The organism is Vibrio sp. 2-2(8) (assembly GCF_963888495.1).
GTDB classification, from domain to species: domain Bacteria; phylum Pseudomonadota; class Gammaproteobacteria; order Enterobacterales; family Vibrionaceae; genus Vibrio; species Vibrio anguillarum.
The window spans coordinates 220,104-235,721 of sequence record NZ_CAWPJM010000011.1; the positions used below are offsets into that span (position 1 = coordinate 220,104).

The window sequence follows — 15,618 nt, forward strand, 5'->3', positions numbered from 1 at the left end:
ATAACTCAGCTTACTTTTTCTTTGCTGGCTTTTGGTCATCTTTCTTCTTGATAACGGTAGTGCCTTCGAAAGTTTCACCTTCAACAAACGCTGTACCATAGTAAGCCGCAAGAAGTACTTCTTTTAGCTCAGAAATCAGTGGGTAGCGTGGGTTTGCACCAGTACATTGGTCATCAAACGCTTCAACTGATAGCACGTCAACTTTTGCGAGGAAATCCGCTTCATTCACGCCAGCCGCTTGGATAGATAGCGGGATGTCGAGATCTTTCTTCAGCTCTTCCAACCAAGTCAGTAGACGTTCAATCTTCTGAGCAGTACGGTCGCCCGCTTGGCTCAAGCCTAAGTGGTCAGCCACTTCAGCGTAACGACGGCGTGCTTGTGGACGGTCGTATTGAGAGAACGCAGTTTGTTTGGTTGGGTTATCATTCGCGTTATAGCGCACAACGTTAGAGATAAGCAATGCGTTAGCAAGGCCGTGCGGGATGTGGAACTCAGCACCGATCTTGTGCGCCATAGAGTGACATACACCTAAGAACGCGTTAGCAAAAGCAATACCTGCGATAGTCGCTGCATTGTGCACTTTTTCACGAGCAATTGGGTCTGCTGCGCCATTTTTGTAGCTTGATGGTAGGTACTCTTTCAGCATCTTAAGTGCTTGTAGAGCTTGACCATCAGAGTATTCGTTCGCAAGAACAGATACATAGGCTTCAAGAGCGTGAGTCACAGCATCGTAACCACCAAATGCCGTTAGAGACTTAGGCATATTCATCACAAGGTTCGCATCAACGATAGCCATGTTAGGTGTTAGCTCATAATCCGCTAGTGGGTATTTAGCACCTGTTTTGTCGTCTGTTACAACGGCAAATGGTGTGACTTCTGAACCTGTACCTGAAGTAGTCGTGATACAAACCAATTCTGCTTTTTGACCCATTTTAGGGAACTTGTAGATACGTTTACGGATATCCATAAAGCGCATTGCAAGCTCTTCAAAGTGAGTTTCTGGGTGCTCATACATAACCCACATGATCTTCGCCGCATCCATTGGTGAACCACCACCAAGTGCTAGAATCACGTCTGGTTGGAAACTCTTCATTGCTTCAGCGCCTTTCTCTACGACAGATAGAGTTGGATCAGCTTCTACATCAAAGAATGTTTGAACTTCCATACCGTTTGACTTCAGCAGAGTCACTACGTCGTCTGCATAACCGTTGTTGAATAGGAAACGGTCAGTAACTAGGAATGCGCGTTTTTTGCCTTCAAGATCGCTCATAGCGATTGGAAGGCTACCACGACGGAAGTAAATTGACTTAGGTAGTTTATGCCACAACATGTTTTCAGCTCGCTTCGCAACAGTTTTCTTGTTGATTAGGTGCTTAGGACCTACGTTCTCAGAAATTGAGTTACCACCCCAAGAACCACAACCTAGCGTTAGAGATGGTGCAACGTTAAAGTTGTAAAGGTCACCAATACCACCATGAGTGGTTGGGATGTTTACAAGAATACGCGCCGTCTTCATTTTGTCACCAAAGTAACGGATACGGTCTGCATTAACGTCTTGGTTAGTGTATAGACCAGAAGTGTGGCCGATACCGCCGATTTCTACCATTCTTACGGCTTGTTCTACCGCGTTCTCGAAAGAAGTCGCACGGAACATGCCAAGTGTTGGAGAAAGTTTTTCATGTGCGAATTCATCGTCATAAGAAACTTCGCCAATACCTTCACCGACAAGGATTTTAGTATCTGCTGGAACTTTAACGCCCGCCATTTCAGCGATGGCTGTTGCTGGTTGGCCTACGATTTTCGCGTTTAGTGCGCCATCGATAAGCAGTACCTTACGTACTTTGTCTGCGTCTGCTTTACTTAAAACATGCGCTTTATGGCTCGCGAAACGTTCTTTTACTTCGTCATACACTTCGTCCATAACGATAACCGCTTGCTCAGAAGCACATACCACACCGTTATCGAATGTTTTAGACATAAGAACAGAAGCAACTGCACGTTTGATGTCTGCCGTTTCGTCGATTACAACTGGAACGTTACCTGCACCTACACCGATTGCTGGTTTACCTGACGAGTAAGCTGCTTTCACCATGCCAGGACCACCTGTTGCAAGGATAAGTGCAATACCTTCGTGCTTCATTAGCGCGTTAGATAGCTCAACTGAAGGTTGATCAATCCAGCCGATGATATCTTTTGGCGCGCCAGCTGCAACTGCGGCATCTAACACGAGTTTAGCTGCATCGTTAGTTGAATTTTTCGCACGTGGGTGTGGCGAGAAGATGATACCGTTACGAGTCTTCAAAGAGATGAGAGATTTGAAGATTGCAGTAGAAGTAGGGTTAGTGGTTGGAACGATACCGCAGATGATGCCTACAGGCTCAGCGATAGTCATCGTGCCTAGGTTTTTATCTTCTTCAAGAATGCCACACGTTTTTTCGTCTTTGTATTTGTTGTAGATGAACTCAGACGCAAAGTGGTTCTTGATTACTTTATCCTCAACAATACCCATGCCTGATTCCGCTACCGCTTGTTGCGCTAGAGGGATACGAGCTTGGTTAGCTGCTAATGATGCTGCGCGGAAAATTTTATCTACTTGCTCTTGAGAGTAAGTAGAGAATTCTGCTTGAGCCGCTTTAACGCGCGCTACTAGAGCATCAAGTTCAGCTAAATTAGTTACAGGCATAATGGATCTCCTAAAAATAGAAAAATGTTAAAAACTCTTTATTAAGTTTGCAGCTTTGTGTTTTTGTTTTTTCTCAACAGCTTAAACAATGACAGACTTAGTAAATTGCTTTCAGGACTGAGTATAATATTTCAGAGTGTGAAAAAAATTGACTCAGATCAGTTCTCAAAAACTAATTACCCAATTAGGGGTAACCACCCTACAAAATCGCCTACAAGACACTGAAAACAAACAAAAAACATATAGATAATTAAATGAATAAAAAACATTTACTTAAACAACGAAAACTATAAAAACTACAACAATCTGTAAAAAAGTTTCATTTTTGAGCGATAGATGAATGAACACACCTCATTTTACGTGCTACTGAGAGTATATCGACTCTCACTTTTACCACCAGCTAGGAGCACTAATTTTATTAAAAATGTGCAGATGTTAACAGTTGAGCAAAAAACAACACCACTCACATACATTAGAAAAACAATTGTAAAACGTTTTCTTCATTGAATTAGTTTTTCTCAGCAATAAAACCCCAATCGCTTTAGTTTTTTTCATTCGTGCTATCCTTTGCTTTCGCTTACATTAGCCACGTAATATTTCATCGAAATGATCCATTAGAGATAAATGCCATGCAAACCTTTGAGTTAGCCATTTTCCTGCAGTTTTTCTTAGGCCTTGTAGCCGCTGTGAACCCCGTGGGGATTATGCCAATATTTGTCTCTCTCACTGGGCATATGACGCAAGAAGAGAAACACAAAACGGCGGCTACAGCGAATATTGCTGTGGCAATAATTTTGATTACCGCACTGCTTGCTGGGCAGATGTTACTGGATATGTTTAGTATCTCTTTAGATTCGTTTCGAGTAGCTGGTGGCCTATTGCTGCTGAGCATCGCGTTTTCGATGATGAGCGGTAAATTGGGTGAAGATAAACAAAACAAACAAGAGAAATCTGAATACATTAGCCGTGAACAAATTGGGGTTGTGCCACTCGCCATGCCTTTAATGGCAGGACCGGGTGCCATCAGTTCAACCATAGTGTATGGCTCTCGCTACCCAAGCATGTTCGATACCGTGGGCATTATAATCACTGTGGTGTTATTTAGTTTAAGCTCTTGGCTGCTGTTTCGCTCAGCCCCCTATATTGTCCGCTTCTTAGGTCAAACGGGTATCAACGTGATTACGCGGATCATGGGTTTAATACTAGGCTCACTCGGTATTGAGTTTATTGCCAATGGGCTCAGAAATTTATTTCCTGGCCTTGCATAACCGCGTTAACATCGTCACTGTTACTACAGATAAAAAGCATAAAAAAAGGGGCGCTTTGCATAAAGCGCCCCTTTTGTATTTTTACTCAGGTAGTTTTAAACCGAGATCCATCTTTACTGTTTTTCAGCCAGAATGATCCGCAAAGTACGGCGAAGCGGCTCAGCAGCTCCCCACAATAATTGGTCACCCACCGTAAACGCATTTAAGAAATCATCACCCATAGACATTTTACGCAAACGTCCTACGGGAACTGACAAGGTGCCAGTGACTTTGGCAGGGCTCAATTCACGTGCGGTAATATCGCGCTCGTTTGGAATAACTTTCACCCAATCATTGTGCGTAGCGATCATCTCTTCGATTTCATCAAGCGGAACATTTTTCTTCAGCTTGATGGTTAATGCTTGTGAGTGGCAGCGCATTGCGCCAATACGAACACAGGTTCCATCAATCGGGATCGGTGACGATTGAAGTCCCAGAATTTTATTAGCTTCAACGCCCGCTTTCCACTCTTCTTTGCTTTGACCATTGTCGCGTTTGACGTCAATCCAAGGGATTAATGAACCCGCTAGTGGTGCACCAAACTGCTCTGTAGGAAAAGAAGGTGATCGCATGGTTTCAGCCACTTTTCTGTCAATATCAAGAATTGAGCTCGATGGATTAGCCAATTCAGAGCTCACCGCATCGTTAATTACTCCCATTTGCGAGATCAACTCGCGCATATTTTGAGCGCCAGCACCCGAAGCTGCTTGGTAGGTCATTGCGCTCATCCACTCGACCAAACCTTTCTCATAAAGGCCGCCTAATGCCATAAGCATTAAACTGACTGTGCAGTTACCGCCCACAAAGGTATTGGTTCCTGAATGGATGCCGTGCTGAATTTGTGTCAAGTTGACCGGATCTAAAGTGATGATTGATTGTTTATCCATCCGTAAGGTAGATGCAGCATCAATCCAGTAACCTTTCCAACCCGCTTGACGCAGCGCTGGGTACACTTTTTCAGTGTAGCTACCACCTTGACAGGTGATGATGGCATCTAATTGTTTGAGGCTATCAATATCGTAAGCATCTTGCAGTAACCCTGTATGATGATTGCCTTTCTTAGAAGGCACCGTTGGGGCAGGAATACCAATTTGAGATGTGCTAAAGAAAACCGGTTCGATCAAGTCAAAGTCATTTTCTTCAACCATACGCTGCATCAGTACAGAACCGACCATACCACGCCAACCCACTAAACCTACTCTCATCGCGCTCACTCTCCATGTATCTAAAATGAAAATTTATTGCTCCATCTATAAGTGGTTCAGCATAAAATCTCAAGACTTTCTTAGTAAAAGTGGTAACTTTTTCTTTCTGCGTAGCCAGTTTTGTAAAAAACACATTTAAGCCTAAAAATCACTCAACCGCACTATGATTCAGCATTCAATAATCAACGAAACGCTAAATAATCACGTTCTTGTTACACAAAAAGCCCACACTACAAAACATTTACAACCACTAAATTTAACTATTATCAACATTTAACATCGAAGATTAACCATTTGAACGACATAAATCACATCCGAGGTGTTTGATGTCGATATATTATGCTAACTATTGTAAAGTGCGATCGAACTCAATAAGGGCACCGTTCTGTCCTTAGATCATAAATCTGACAAGAGGCTCTTTTATGACGCAAGCCCCTCAACGCCTACCTAGCTTAATTCAAGTAATTATTGCTCTAGGCTTGTTTTTGTTACTCGCGTTTTCGTTTACAGCTCAACTCGATCTCCCTATCCAACTGGCCTTATACATTGGCTGGTTCATCATTATTGTGCTCGGTGTTCGTTTAGGTCACCAATATAAAGAATTAGAAAAAGCAGCACTGAATGGTATTTCTAATGGTTTAGGTGCCGTGTTGATACTTTTAGCTGTTGGCGCATTAGTTGGTACTTGGATCTCCGGCGGGATCGTGCCGACCATAATTTACTACGGTCTTCAAGCAATCCATCCTTCTATTTTCCTTCTTGCAACGATGATCATCTGCTCTCTCACCGCTTTAGCAACTGGAACCTCATGGGGTGCAGCTGGTACCGCGGGGATTGCCATGATGGGGATTGGTCAAGGTCTTGGCGTTCCAGCACCAATCACCGCTGGCGCAGTACTTTCAGGTTGTTACTTTGGTGACAAAATGTCGCCATTATCTGATTCCGTTATTCTTGCGTCTTCGATGTCTAACGTTGAAGTGATGGAGCACATTAAAGGTATGCTGCCGATAGCGCTTATCAGCTACGTGATCACGGGTATCATGTTTACCTTATTTGGTTTCCACTATGCGGGTAACGTAGACATGTCTCAAGTACAAAGCGTGATTGAGGCGATGGAACAGCAGTTTTACATTACCCCATACTCTTTTGTGCCAGTGCTGATTGTACTTGGCTTGCTTGCGATGAGAATGCCTTCGTTTCCTGTAATTAGCTTTGGTTCTTTGCTGGGCATCATTTGGGCTGTGATGATCCAAGACGTAGACTTCTTGCAAGCTTTCAATACCGCATGGGCACCTTACAATATTGAATCTGGCGTTGGCTTCATTGACTCAATCTTAAACCGAGGCGGCATGTCCTCTATGCTTGGTTCTGTTGCCGTGATTGTCTTTGGTCTCGGGTTTGGTGGATTGCTAGATAAAGTGGGTGTGCTTGAAACCATCGCAAAACTATTTGAGCGCCGCGTGACAAGCGCAGGTTCACTGGCAACCAGTACCATTGGTACTGCATTTATGGGCAACGTTTTTGGCTCAGCTATGTATGTTTCACTCATCCTGACCCCTAAAATCTGTGCCAAGAACTATGACCGTTTAGGCTATCAGCGTAAGAACCTATCACGTAACGCTGAATTTGGTGGCACGCTCACCTCCGGTATGGTGCCATGGAGCGATAATGGCATCTACATGGCGAGCATTCTAGGCGTTGCAACGCTCTCATATGCCCCCTTTATGTGGCTAAGCTTTGTCTGTATTTTGGTGACCATTTTGACCTCTTACATGGGTTGGTTTGTTGATAAATGTGAACCTACTGCACCAGCAGACAGTGCTGAACAAGCACCGGTTCTCAACCAACAGTCAGCCTAGCAGAGTATTGCAAAGGTCATTGAACTAAAAAACCATTAAAAAGAGCTCAACTGAGCTCTTTTTTACTACAAGCAGAATCACCATTTAAAGCTGACACGATAGAACTGGCTTATCGTTTTCTTTGATCAAGGTAGTGTTGCGCACTGGCTATAGCGGCCGCTAATTGCGTCGTTAATAACTCCAATTGCTTCTCCGTAGGTCGTTGCTTCTGACTAAGTCGCAACTCTATTTCTGACGCTATCTGCTTGAGTGAACGGCAACCAAGATTGCCCGCGACGCCTTTCAGGCTGTGTGCTCGGCGCTGCGCCTCCTCCAAATCAGAATGCACCAATCTTTTCAATTCAGTTGCATCATGCTGATGATCTTGTATAAATACGCTCAACAGTAGAGTGACAGACTCAACATCGCCATTGAGAGTTATGAGCATGGATTCAATATCGATGGCCAAATCATCAGAAAGATCCGATGTTTCCACCTGTGGTTCTTCTGTAGACAAAACACGACTGGGATTTATCTCAGATGACGCATCCTCTTTCGCAGCGCTGGGAACTTTATTAACATGAGAACGAGTTAAAACTGATGACCGAAACATCAACCAACCCAGCAATAGCATAACACCACCACTTAACCCCGTGACAAGATAAGCATAGATGTTTAAAAGACGATGGTATTGGTTTTCAACATGGATAAGCTGATTGTAAATAGAGTGATTGATTAAATTGTCGACCAAACGTGCACCTTGGGCGTATTGATTCAGTAAATCAGACGCTTGTGCTAATGTCTGCTCTAACTCTTTTTTCTGAATGGCTGGTAAAGATTGCCCATCCACATAGAGTTTATCTAATGCTCGATAGATCCCCGGATTTTGCTCAGTGTCACTGAACATCGCTTCAAATACATAAGCGCCTAACACCACATACATTTGCTTGAGTTGTTCTGAATTAGTGGGATTATCGCGCAGCACTTGTAGGCGTTCAACCAAGGGTTGAATATTAAGCTCAATCGACAAATACGATTTGGTCAGTGTGATATAGCGATCAGTCACATGAAGCAATTGCTGAATATCTGGTCGCCATGAAAAATCTCGGTGCTCAACTTCCAGCTGTAGCCTAAGTGAATAGAGTAGCTGTACATTCAGCGCGATATCATTCGCTCGCGTCGAACGATAAGGCTCTTTAAAATAGAGTGAACTTTTAAGTTCTTCAACACTGTAATGTAACTCTTTCACCGCATGCATGGCTTGGTAGCTTAAATGGCTTTGCCAAAACACAAGACCAACGGAGATTAACCAACCAAACAGAATCACTCCATACGATCTCACGCTGAATCGTTTTGATTTCTTTTGCCCAAACACTGTGATTACCAATTTGTACTTGTAATTAATACAAGCATAAACCTAAAGTTTGGACCGTGCTGAGTTGTACATCGGGAGAAAAGACAAAAAAGAGAGCCATATCAAGCTCTCTTAGTGGTAAACGATTAACGCTGGCGCGTTAACTGTTCTCTTAAATTCGGTGGCGTGCCTTTGATGGTTAACGTGTCGCTTTCAGGATCATAAAAAATACGCTCTCCCAATAACAAGCTATCAAAGCTCACATTCAAACCGCCCCCTGCACCGACAAACTTGGTCAGTTTACGCACGGTAGAACGATCACCAGGAAAGCTCTCTTCCAGTTCATAGCCATGTGCCTGCGTATATTCGAAAAAACCCGTGCCGTCTTGGCTAGCAGGTAATTCACCAGACAACTCACGAATATGAACCTCTTCACCGGCTTTAATTTGCTCATTGCAGTAATCGTAAACCTGCTTCTTGTAACCGATCGCTTCATCTTTTTCTAGCTTAGAATCCGTGCAAAAATCCTGTACCGCTTGCATCAGTACTTGATTTTGCACTTTGGTATCTAACCCGACATCGGCTTGCAGAAAATCAAGAAAGAAATCCGACACTTTTCGACCAACGCGACCTTTGATATAGGCAAGGTAACGGTTTGAGTTTTTGTCCGTTTCAAAACTTGAGAGGTCAAGACGCGCCGCGATATCCATTTTGTTGATATCAAGATAATCTGTCGCGCTAATGTCGAGCCCCTCTGTTACTTTCAAACTTTGGTTGAGAGGTAAAAGCCCAATAAATAGGTAATCAGTAGCCAGTGACTGATATTCGGCCATCACTAAGATCCCTTCATCAGCAAACGGATACTTTGATAATTCATCTTTCAGCCGTTGAGCACTGATTTGTGAAAAATCGTAAAAATCACGCTCACCTTGACGAAGTTCTTGCAACCAAGTTTGAAAATCACTGTCCGACTTAAACGAACCAAAACCTTTGCTCGCTTTCGAATTAAACACGCGATGCAACTCAGCCACTAAATTTTCGGCAGACGTATCATTATCTAAAGATTGAGAGCGGTATTTAACCACCAACTCATCTTGCTCGTTTTTGCTTAATTGGTGCAAAATCACGTTGGAAAGGTGAAGACTCATAGTGAAATTATCATCGTTCTGGTTTCAGTTGTAAGGCATTGTAGGTTATCATAAGCCGCTTTTACTATCATCATTAGAGTCTTTATGCCTATTACATCTAAATACAGCGACGAAAGAATTGAAAATATCCTGACAGAAGTTGCTGCCATCCTCGCTAAACATAGTGCTTCCCCTGAGCTTACTCTCATGATTGCGGGAAACATTGCAACGAATGTCTTAAACCAAAACGTTGCCGCTTCACAGCGTAAGGCGATTGCGGAAAAATTTGCTCAGGCATTGATGTCGTCTTTAGAAACTACTACTCACTAATAGAATGCATAGATAGAAAATCACATGGCAGATAGCGAAAATACATACGGTGAACGCGTATCACGGTTGGTTGGTTGGGGGCATTGGTTTGCTTTCTTCAATATCATTGCAGCAATGCTTATTGGTACTCGATATATCGTACAATCACCATGGCCTGAAACCTTGTTGGGGCAGTTTTATTTAGCTGTGTCTTGGGTCGGCCATTTTGGATTTTTGGTCTTTGCACTCTATCTGCTGGTTTTATTCCCTCTGACATTCATCATTCCGTCGCGCAAACTATTTCGCTTCGTGGCGGTCTGTTTTGCAACGTTAGGACTCACACTCTTATTAATCGATACCCAAGCTTATCAAGCAATCAACCTGCACTTAACACCGATTGTATGGGAACTGCTTTTTAGCGATGAGACCAGCGCTATCACCGCCGACTTACAGCATCTGTTTGTGGTCATGCCGCTCATTTTCCTCTTACAACTTGGGCTTTCGGAGTGGGTTTGGCGTAAGCAGCGAAAACTATCGCATAAACACGTTGGCCGGCCCATCGCGGCGGTATTTTTCATTAGTTTTATTACCAGCCACCTTATTTACGTTTGGTCTGATGCGTATTTAGAAACATCAGTGACCAGCCAAAAATCAAACTTCCCGCTCTCGTATCCAATGACGGCAAAATCGTTCATGGAAAAACACGGTCTATTTGATCGTGATGTGTACTTAAAGCGTTTGAAGGATAATGAAGAGAACCTTAACATTGTTCGTTATCCTCTTGAGCCTCTTCAATTTGGCCGCAGAGCAAATAATCTCAATATTTTGCTAGTGAGTGTCAATAATTTAAGAAGTGATGTGCTGACAGCTGAAATCATGCCCAACACTTACCAATTTGCGACAGAAAATTTGAAGTTTAATAATCATTACAGCTCGAGTAATGACATGTTTGGGATCTTTGGCTTATTTTATGGATTGCCAAGCAGTTATGCCAACGCCATTCGTTCACAAGGTACCCCTCCGATACTGATAGATGTATTGAAAAAACAGAATTATCAGTTTGGCCTCTTTAGTGGCGATAATTTTGACGACACCTTATACGAAGAGACGATTTTCCGCACTTTAACGGTCTCTAAAGCTCCTTTTGATCAAGAATCGAGCACAGATAACCAAACTATACAACGCTGGCATAAATGGGTATCCGAGCAAACCGAACAACCCTGGTTCAGCTATTTGGAGTTGACGACCGTTGACAACTTTAATGACTTTGACCCTCGGTCAAGTAAAGGTAGTGCCAGCGATCGCCTGCGTGCTGGTTACAATAACTCGGTCAATGCAGCCGACCAAGAAATAGGCCTGCTGCTCACTAAGATTGACGAATTACAATTGCAAGACAATACGCTGATTGTGATCACCTCAAATCATGGCGCGGAGTTTAACGAGACAAAAACCAACAGCTGGGGTGCTAACAGCAATTACAGCCGATACCAGTTACAAGTGCCGATGATCATCCATTGGCCTGGAAAAATGGCAGGGGAATACTCACACCGTTCAAGTCACTTAGATTTTTCAGTCACGCTTTTACAGGATCTGTTAGGTGCTTCATCCAACCCTATTGAATTTAGCAGTGGTAGAAACTTGTTTGATGAAAACAAAAGGAAGTGGATTTTAGCCGGTGATGCCCGTGAATTAGCCTTGATTACCGATACCCAAACGACTCTCATTGATAAATTTGGCAACTTCAAGCTGTTTGATGAAAACTATCAACGTCAGAAAGACTCTAGCCCAGCGTTACCAGTACTGATGCAAGGCTTAACTGAATTGCAGAGATTTTACGCCAAAGATAATTAAATCAGGTCGTTAGCAAGATTATCTCTTGACGCTAAAGGGATAAATGATTAGATTACGCCAATCGGACTGTAGCGCAGCTTGGTAGCGCACCGTCATGGGGTGTCGGGGGTCGGAGGTTCAAATCCTCTCAGTCCGACCATACACCTAAAAAAAGAGAGCTTCGGCTCTCTTTTTTGCTTTAGTATCTGATTTTTTAGTCTGTTTGAACTAACGGTGGTGCAACTTTGGTTGGGTGAATAACAACGGCAATAGATTTTGATGTCGGGGTATCACTAAAGTCGCCTTTACTGCTCAATGGAATGAGTGCATTTGCCTCAGGGAAATAGGCCGCTACATTCCCTTGAGGAATTACATAGGCGACCACTTTGAAGCCCAAAATTTCACGTTTAATACCATCATCCCACAGTGTCTCAATATCGACTCGTTCACCCGCTTTTAATTGCAGCTGCTCAATATCTTTTTCATTCATGAAGATGACATTACGTTCGCCAAATACACCTCGGTAACGATCATCCAAACCGTAAACCGTGGTGTTGTACTGATCGTGCGAACGCATCGTCTGCAACACAAAAATCGGTTTCTTGGTCATCTGCTGAGTTTTAAGCGGAACGATAGATTCAGGAAGTGCATTACTGCTTATCTGCGCTTTTCCTGTGGGCGTTTTCCAATTAAATTCACGCGCTGAATTACCAAGATAAAAACCGCCAGGCCCTTTGAGCCGCTGATTAAAATTGGCAAATCCTGGGATAATCTTTTCAATCAAATCTCGAATGTTATCGTAATTATCGGCCATGGATTGCCAATCGATTGGATTTCCCTCCCCTAAGGTCGCTTTTGCCATTCCTGCGATAATGGCAGGCTCTGAGCGCATCATCTCTCCTGTAACATCAATTCGCCCAGAAGAGGCATGAACCATGGAGAATGAGTCTTCAACGGTAATTTTCTGTGGCCCCTGAGCCTGAATATCAATATCTGTCCGACCTAAACAAGGCAGGATCAACGCATCCTTGCCCGGGTTGACATGGCTCCGATTCAGTTTAGTCGCAATGTTTACGGTCAAATTACAGTTTTTCATTGCTTGTGCGACACGCTCGGTATCGGGCGCAGCAGCAACGAGGTTTCCTCCTAAACCGATAAAGACTCTACTTTCACCCCGTAGCATCGCCTCAATAGCATTAACTACGTTATGGCCATGCGCTTTTGGTGGCGTAAAGCCCAGTACTTTTTCAATATTGTCGAGTAGAAATGCAGGCGGTTTTTCATTAATCCCAACCGTGCGGTCACCTTGCACATTTGAGTGACCACGGACAGGACATACCCCAGAACCATCCTTACCAATTTGGCCAAACAGTAATTGTAGATTGACCAACTCTTGTATGGTTGCCACCGAATGCTTATGCTGAGTCACCCCCATTGCCCAAGTTACGATCACGCGTTTAGCGCCTTGGTAAATATCTGCCACCAGCTCTAGCTCTTGTTGCGTGAGCCCAGATTGTTCAATAATACTTGACCACGGCGTAGCCTGCACCATGGCTAAATAAGACTCCATCCCTTCGGTATGCTGGGCAATGAAATCAAGATCGAATATCGATTCACCGCAGGCCTGTGCTTGCTGATGACGAGCAAGAAGAATTTTCACCAAGCCACGAACCGCCGCCATGTCTCCGCCTAATTTAGGAGTGAAATAATGGCTAGTGGTCGGTGTTGAACCATTGCTTAACATTTCAAAAGGATTTTGCGGGTTAGTAAAACACTCCAATCCTCGCTCTTTTAAATTATTAAACGCAACAACCCGAGCGCCACGCTTATAGGCTGACGCCAGTGTTTCCAACATACGAGGGTGATTCGTTCCTGGGTTTTGTCCAAATAAAAGAATCGCATCGGATTCTTCAAAATCCTCAATAGTCACAGTTCCCTTACCAATGCCAATCGAGCGAACCAAGGCGACGCTCGTCGCTTCATGGCACATGTTTGAGCAATCAGGAAAATTATTGGTACCAAACCGGCGCGCAAACAACTGGTATAGAAATGCAGCTTCATTACTCGCGCGGCCTGATGTATAAAATTCCGCCTGATTTGGACTAGCGAGTTGATTGAGGTGTTGTGCAACCAGTGCAAACGCCTCATCCCAGCTGATTGGCTCATAGTGATCCGTTTGAGCGTTATAGCGCATTGGTTCCGCTAAACGCCCTTGAGATTCGAGAAAATAGTCACTCTGCTTATTGAGCCAAGTGACCGAATATTGCTTAAAGAAATCCGCCCCAACGCGTCGAGAAGTGGCTTCCCAGTTGACGGCCTTAGCGCCATTTTCGCAAAAACGAAAACGCCCTGGGACATGTTTTTCACCCCAAGCACAGCCCGGACAGTCAAAACCATGGTCTTGGTTGGTTTTTAAAAGATTGGAAATATTTTTGGCAACATTATGACTTTTCAATAGATGATGCGCGGTGCTTTTTAGCGCTCCCCAACCACCAGCCGAACTGGTATATTGTTTAATACTCATATTCTTCTTCTCACTCTTTCACTGACTGCAAACGTGCATGACCATGGTATATATTGAACTGATTTTTTTTGATAAAACCAATCAGTGTCATATCGAACTGACGCGCCATATCGAGCGCTAAACGTGATGGCGCACCAACAGCCACCACCACTGAAATGCCAGCAATGGCCGCTTTTTGCATTAACTCAAAACTCACTCGGCCGCTAAGAATCAATACCCCTTGCGGATGCCAACGTTGCTCACTCAAAATTCGACCAATCAACTTATCCACTGCGTTATGGCGGCCCACATCTTCGGCAACGGCAATCAACTCGCCATTCACGAAGTAACCCGCACCATGCACCGCCCCCGTTTTTGCAAACAGTGGTTGATGAACAAGAAGCAGATTAGGAAGCGCAATAACAACATCAGAAGAGAGCCATTTCGGGCTATCATCAACACGAATTTCTCGCCTCAAACTCAAGGCTCGGATGGATGTCATACCGCAAATGCCACAGCTCGACTGGCTCATATAACGACGGGCCTGATGCTGAATCACATCAGTGTATGGATGATTGAGCGTGACCAACCAGTGATTCTGGCCATGGCGTGATTCGTCGTCAACCAATTCCATATTGAGTATATGGTCATATGAATCGATCACTTGCTGCGTGTAAAGTAAGCCACCGATGAGATGGGCATCGTCACCGGGCGTTCGCATTGTCATGCTCCACTCTTCGATATGCAGCTTGTTAGTAATCGTATCATTCCATTGCAAGCTGATTTGTAAAGGCTCTTCAATAGCAAGAATATCGTATTCATTTTGAAACCCTATTTTGGAATCAAAACGTTGGCGATAAATGCGTTCAGTCCCCTCAGGTTGAGCATCATGAGGGTCATTGGTTGTCGTTTCTTCTAGCATGGTTCTTTTTATTGACTGATTTCAATCATCAGCATAGGTGAGTGCAAGATAAACTCCTGCAAACACTCTGTACTTAATGATTGGAAATGGAAGCAGTACCTTAAACACAGGAAGCTGCAAATTACTCCTCACCTTGCGCAGGGTCAAGAAAGCCATCTTTTGGCTATGGTTCAGGTTTAGTTCCATTTCCCTGCCTGTTTTAGCTTGTTACCCGTCATTCCCAGAGGTTCAAGCATTATATGAACATAAAAGCATAAAAAAGAAATAACATTCCATTTATGAAACTCCGGTAGCCTGATACTACAAGAGAGCATCAGGCTCTTGGTAAACCGTTGCTAATACATAACCGATTATTTCTGTATAAACATCGTAAGAATTCACCGTTAAGCCAGCAACCAAATAAAAAAGGCGCCATAACGAAGTACGCATTAATGTACGTTTTTTCTCCAACAAGGTACTAAGAATCAAGCCATTAGTGGAAAATCATCGTCAATTGTATACAAAACAAGCAAACAATCAGCTCAAGACTTTACAAAGTAA

The 15,618-nt window shown here is 43.6% G+C and carries 10 protein-coding genes and 1 tRNA gene; 5 read left to right on the forward strand and 6 right to left on the reverse strand.

The annotated features are described in order from the left end of the window. Window positions 1–10: 10 nt before the first annotated feature. Complete coding sequence (gene adhE / locus AACV12_RS03755) at window positions 11–2,683, reverse strand: bifunctional acetaldehyde-CoA/alcohol dehydrogenase (RefSeq protein ID WP_013856398.1); 2,673 nt, start codon at window positions 2,681–2,683, stop codon at window positions 11–13. Window positions 2,684–3,312: 629 nt separating this feature from the next. Between adhE and AACV12_RS03760 the strand changes: the two genes are divergently transcribed. After that, window positions 3,313–3,951, forward strand: coding sequence for a YchE family NAAT transporter (locus AACV12_RS03760; RefSeq protein ID WP_170899955.1), 639 nt, complete (start codon window positions 3,313–3,315; stop codon window positions 3,949–3,951). 113 nt (window positions 3,952–4,064) lie between these two features. On the opposite strand, the gene asd is transcribed toward AACV12_RS03760, so the two are convergent. Continuing rightward, a complete protein-coding gene (asd, locus tag AACV12_RS03765) occupies window positions 4,065–5,195 on the reverse strand; it encodes an aspartate-semialdehyde dehydrogenase (protein WP_026028273.1) in 1,131 nt (376 codons plus the stop codon). Window positions 5,196–5,617: 422 nt separating this feature from the next. On the opposite strand from asd, the gene nhaC reads away from it, so the two are divergent. Further along, a complete protein-coding gene (gene nhaC, locus AACV12_RS03770) occupies window positions 5,618–7,054 on the forward strand; it encodes a Na+/H+ antiporter NhaC (RefSeq protein ID WP_170899956.1) in 1,437 nt (478 codons plus the stop codon). Window positions 7,055–7,163: 109 nt separating this feature from the next. Here nhaC and AACV12_RS03775 read toward each other — a convergent pair whose 3' ends face one another. Continuing rightward, a complete protein-coding gene (locus AACV12_RS03775) occupies window positions 7,164–8,360 on the reverse strand; it encodes an Hpt domain-containing protein (RefSeq protein WP_170900047.1) in 1,197 nt (398 codons plus the stop codon). A gap of 173 nt (window positions 8,361–8,533) precedes the next feature. Then, on the reverse strand, window positions 8,534–9,535 hold the full coding sequence (gene yejK / locus AACV12_RS03780) for a nucleoid-associated protein YejK (RefSeq protein WP_017042553.1): 1,002 nt from the start codon (window positions 9,533–9,535) through the stop codon (window positions 8,534–8,536). 84 nt (window positions 9,536–9,619) lie between these two features. Here yejK and AACV12_RS03785 point away from each other — a divergent pair, with 84 nt between their 5' ends. The 3 genes from AACV12_RS03785 (at window position 9,620) to AACV12_RS03795 (ending at window position 11,813) form a co-directional block, all read left to right on the forward strand. Beyond that, window positions 9,620–9,844 (forward strand): YejL family protein, encoded by a 225-nt coding sequence (locus AACV12_RS03785; protein WP_013856392.1) that lies wholly within the window; start codon window positions 9,620–9,622, stop codon window positions 9,842–9,844. Window positions 9,845–9,868: 24 nt separating this feature from the next. Beyond that, window positions 9,869–11,674: a DUF3413 domain-containing protein gene (locus tag AACV12_RS03790; protein WP_017049110.1), complete on the forward strand. Its 1,806-nt coding sequence runs from the start codon at window positions 9,869–9,871 to the stop codon at window positions 11,672–11,674. Between the two features lie 62 nt (window positions 11,675–11,736). After that, window positions 11,737–11,813: transfer RNA gene (locus AACV12_RS03795), tRNA-Pro, on the forward strand. A gap of 54 nt (window positions 11,814–11,867) precedes the next feature. Here AACV12_RS03795 and AACV12_RS03800 read toward each other — a convergent pair. Then, window positions 11,868–14,177: an FdhF/YdeP family oxidoreductase gene (locus AACV12_RS03800; protein ID WP_170899957.1), complete on the reverse strand. Its 2,310-nt coding sequence runs from the start codon at window positions 14,175–14,177 to the stop codon at window positions 11,868–11,870. Between the two features lie 10 nt (window positions 14,178–14,187). Beyond that, window positions 14,188–15,078: a formate dehydrogenase accessory sulfurtransferase FdhD gene (locus AACV12_RS03805; protein WP_094146882.1), complete on the reverse strand. Its 891-nt coding sequence runs from the start codon at window positions 15,076–15,078 to the stop codon at window positions 14,188–14,190. Between the last annotated feature and the right edge of the window lie 540 nt (window positions 15,079–15,618).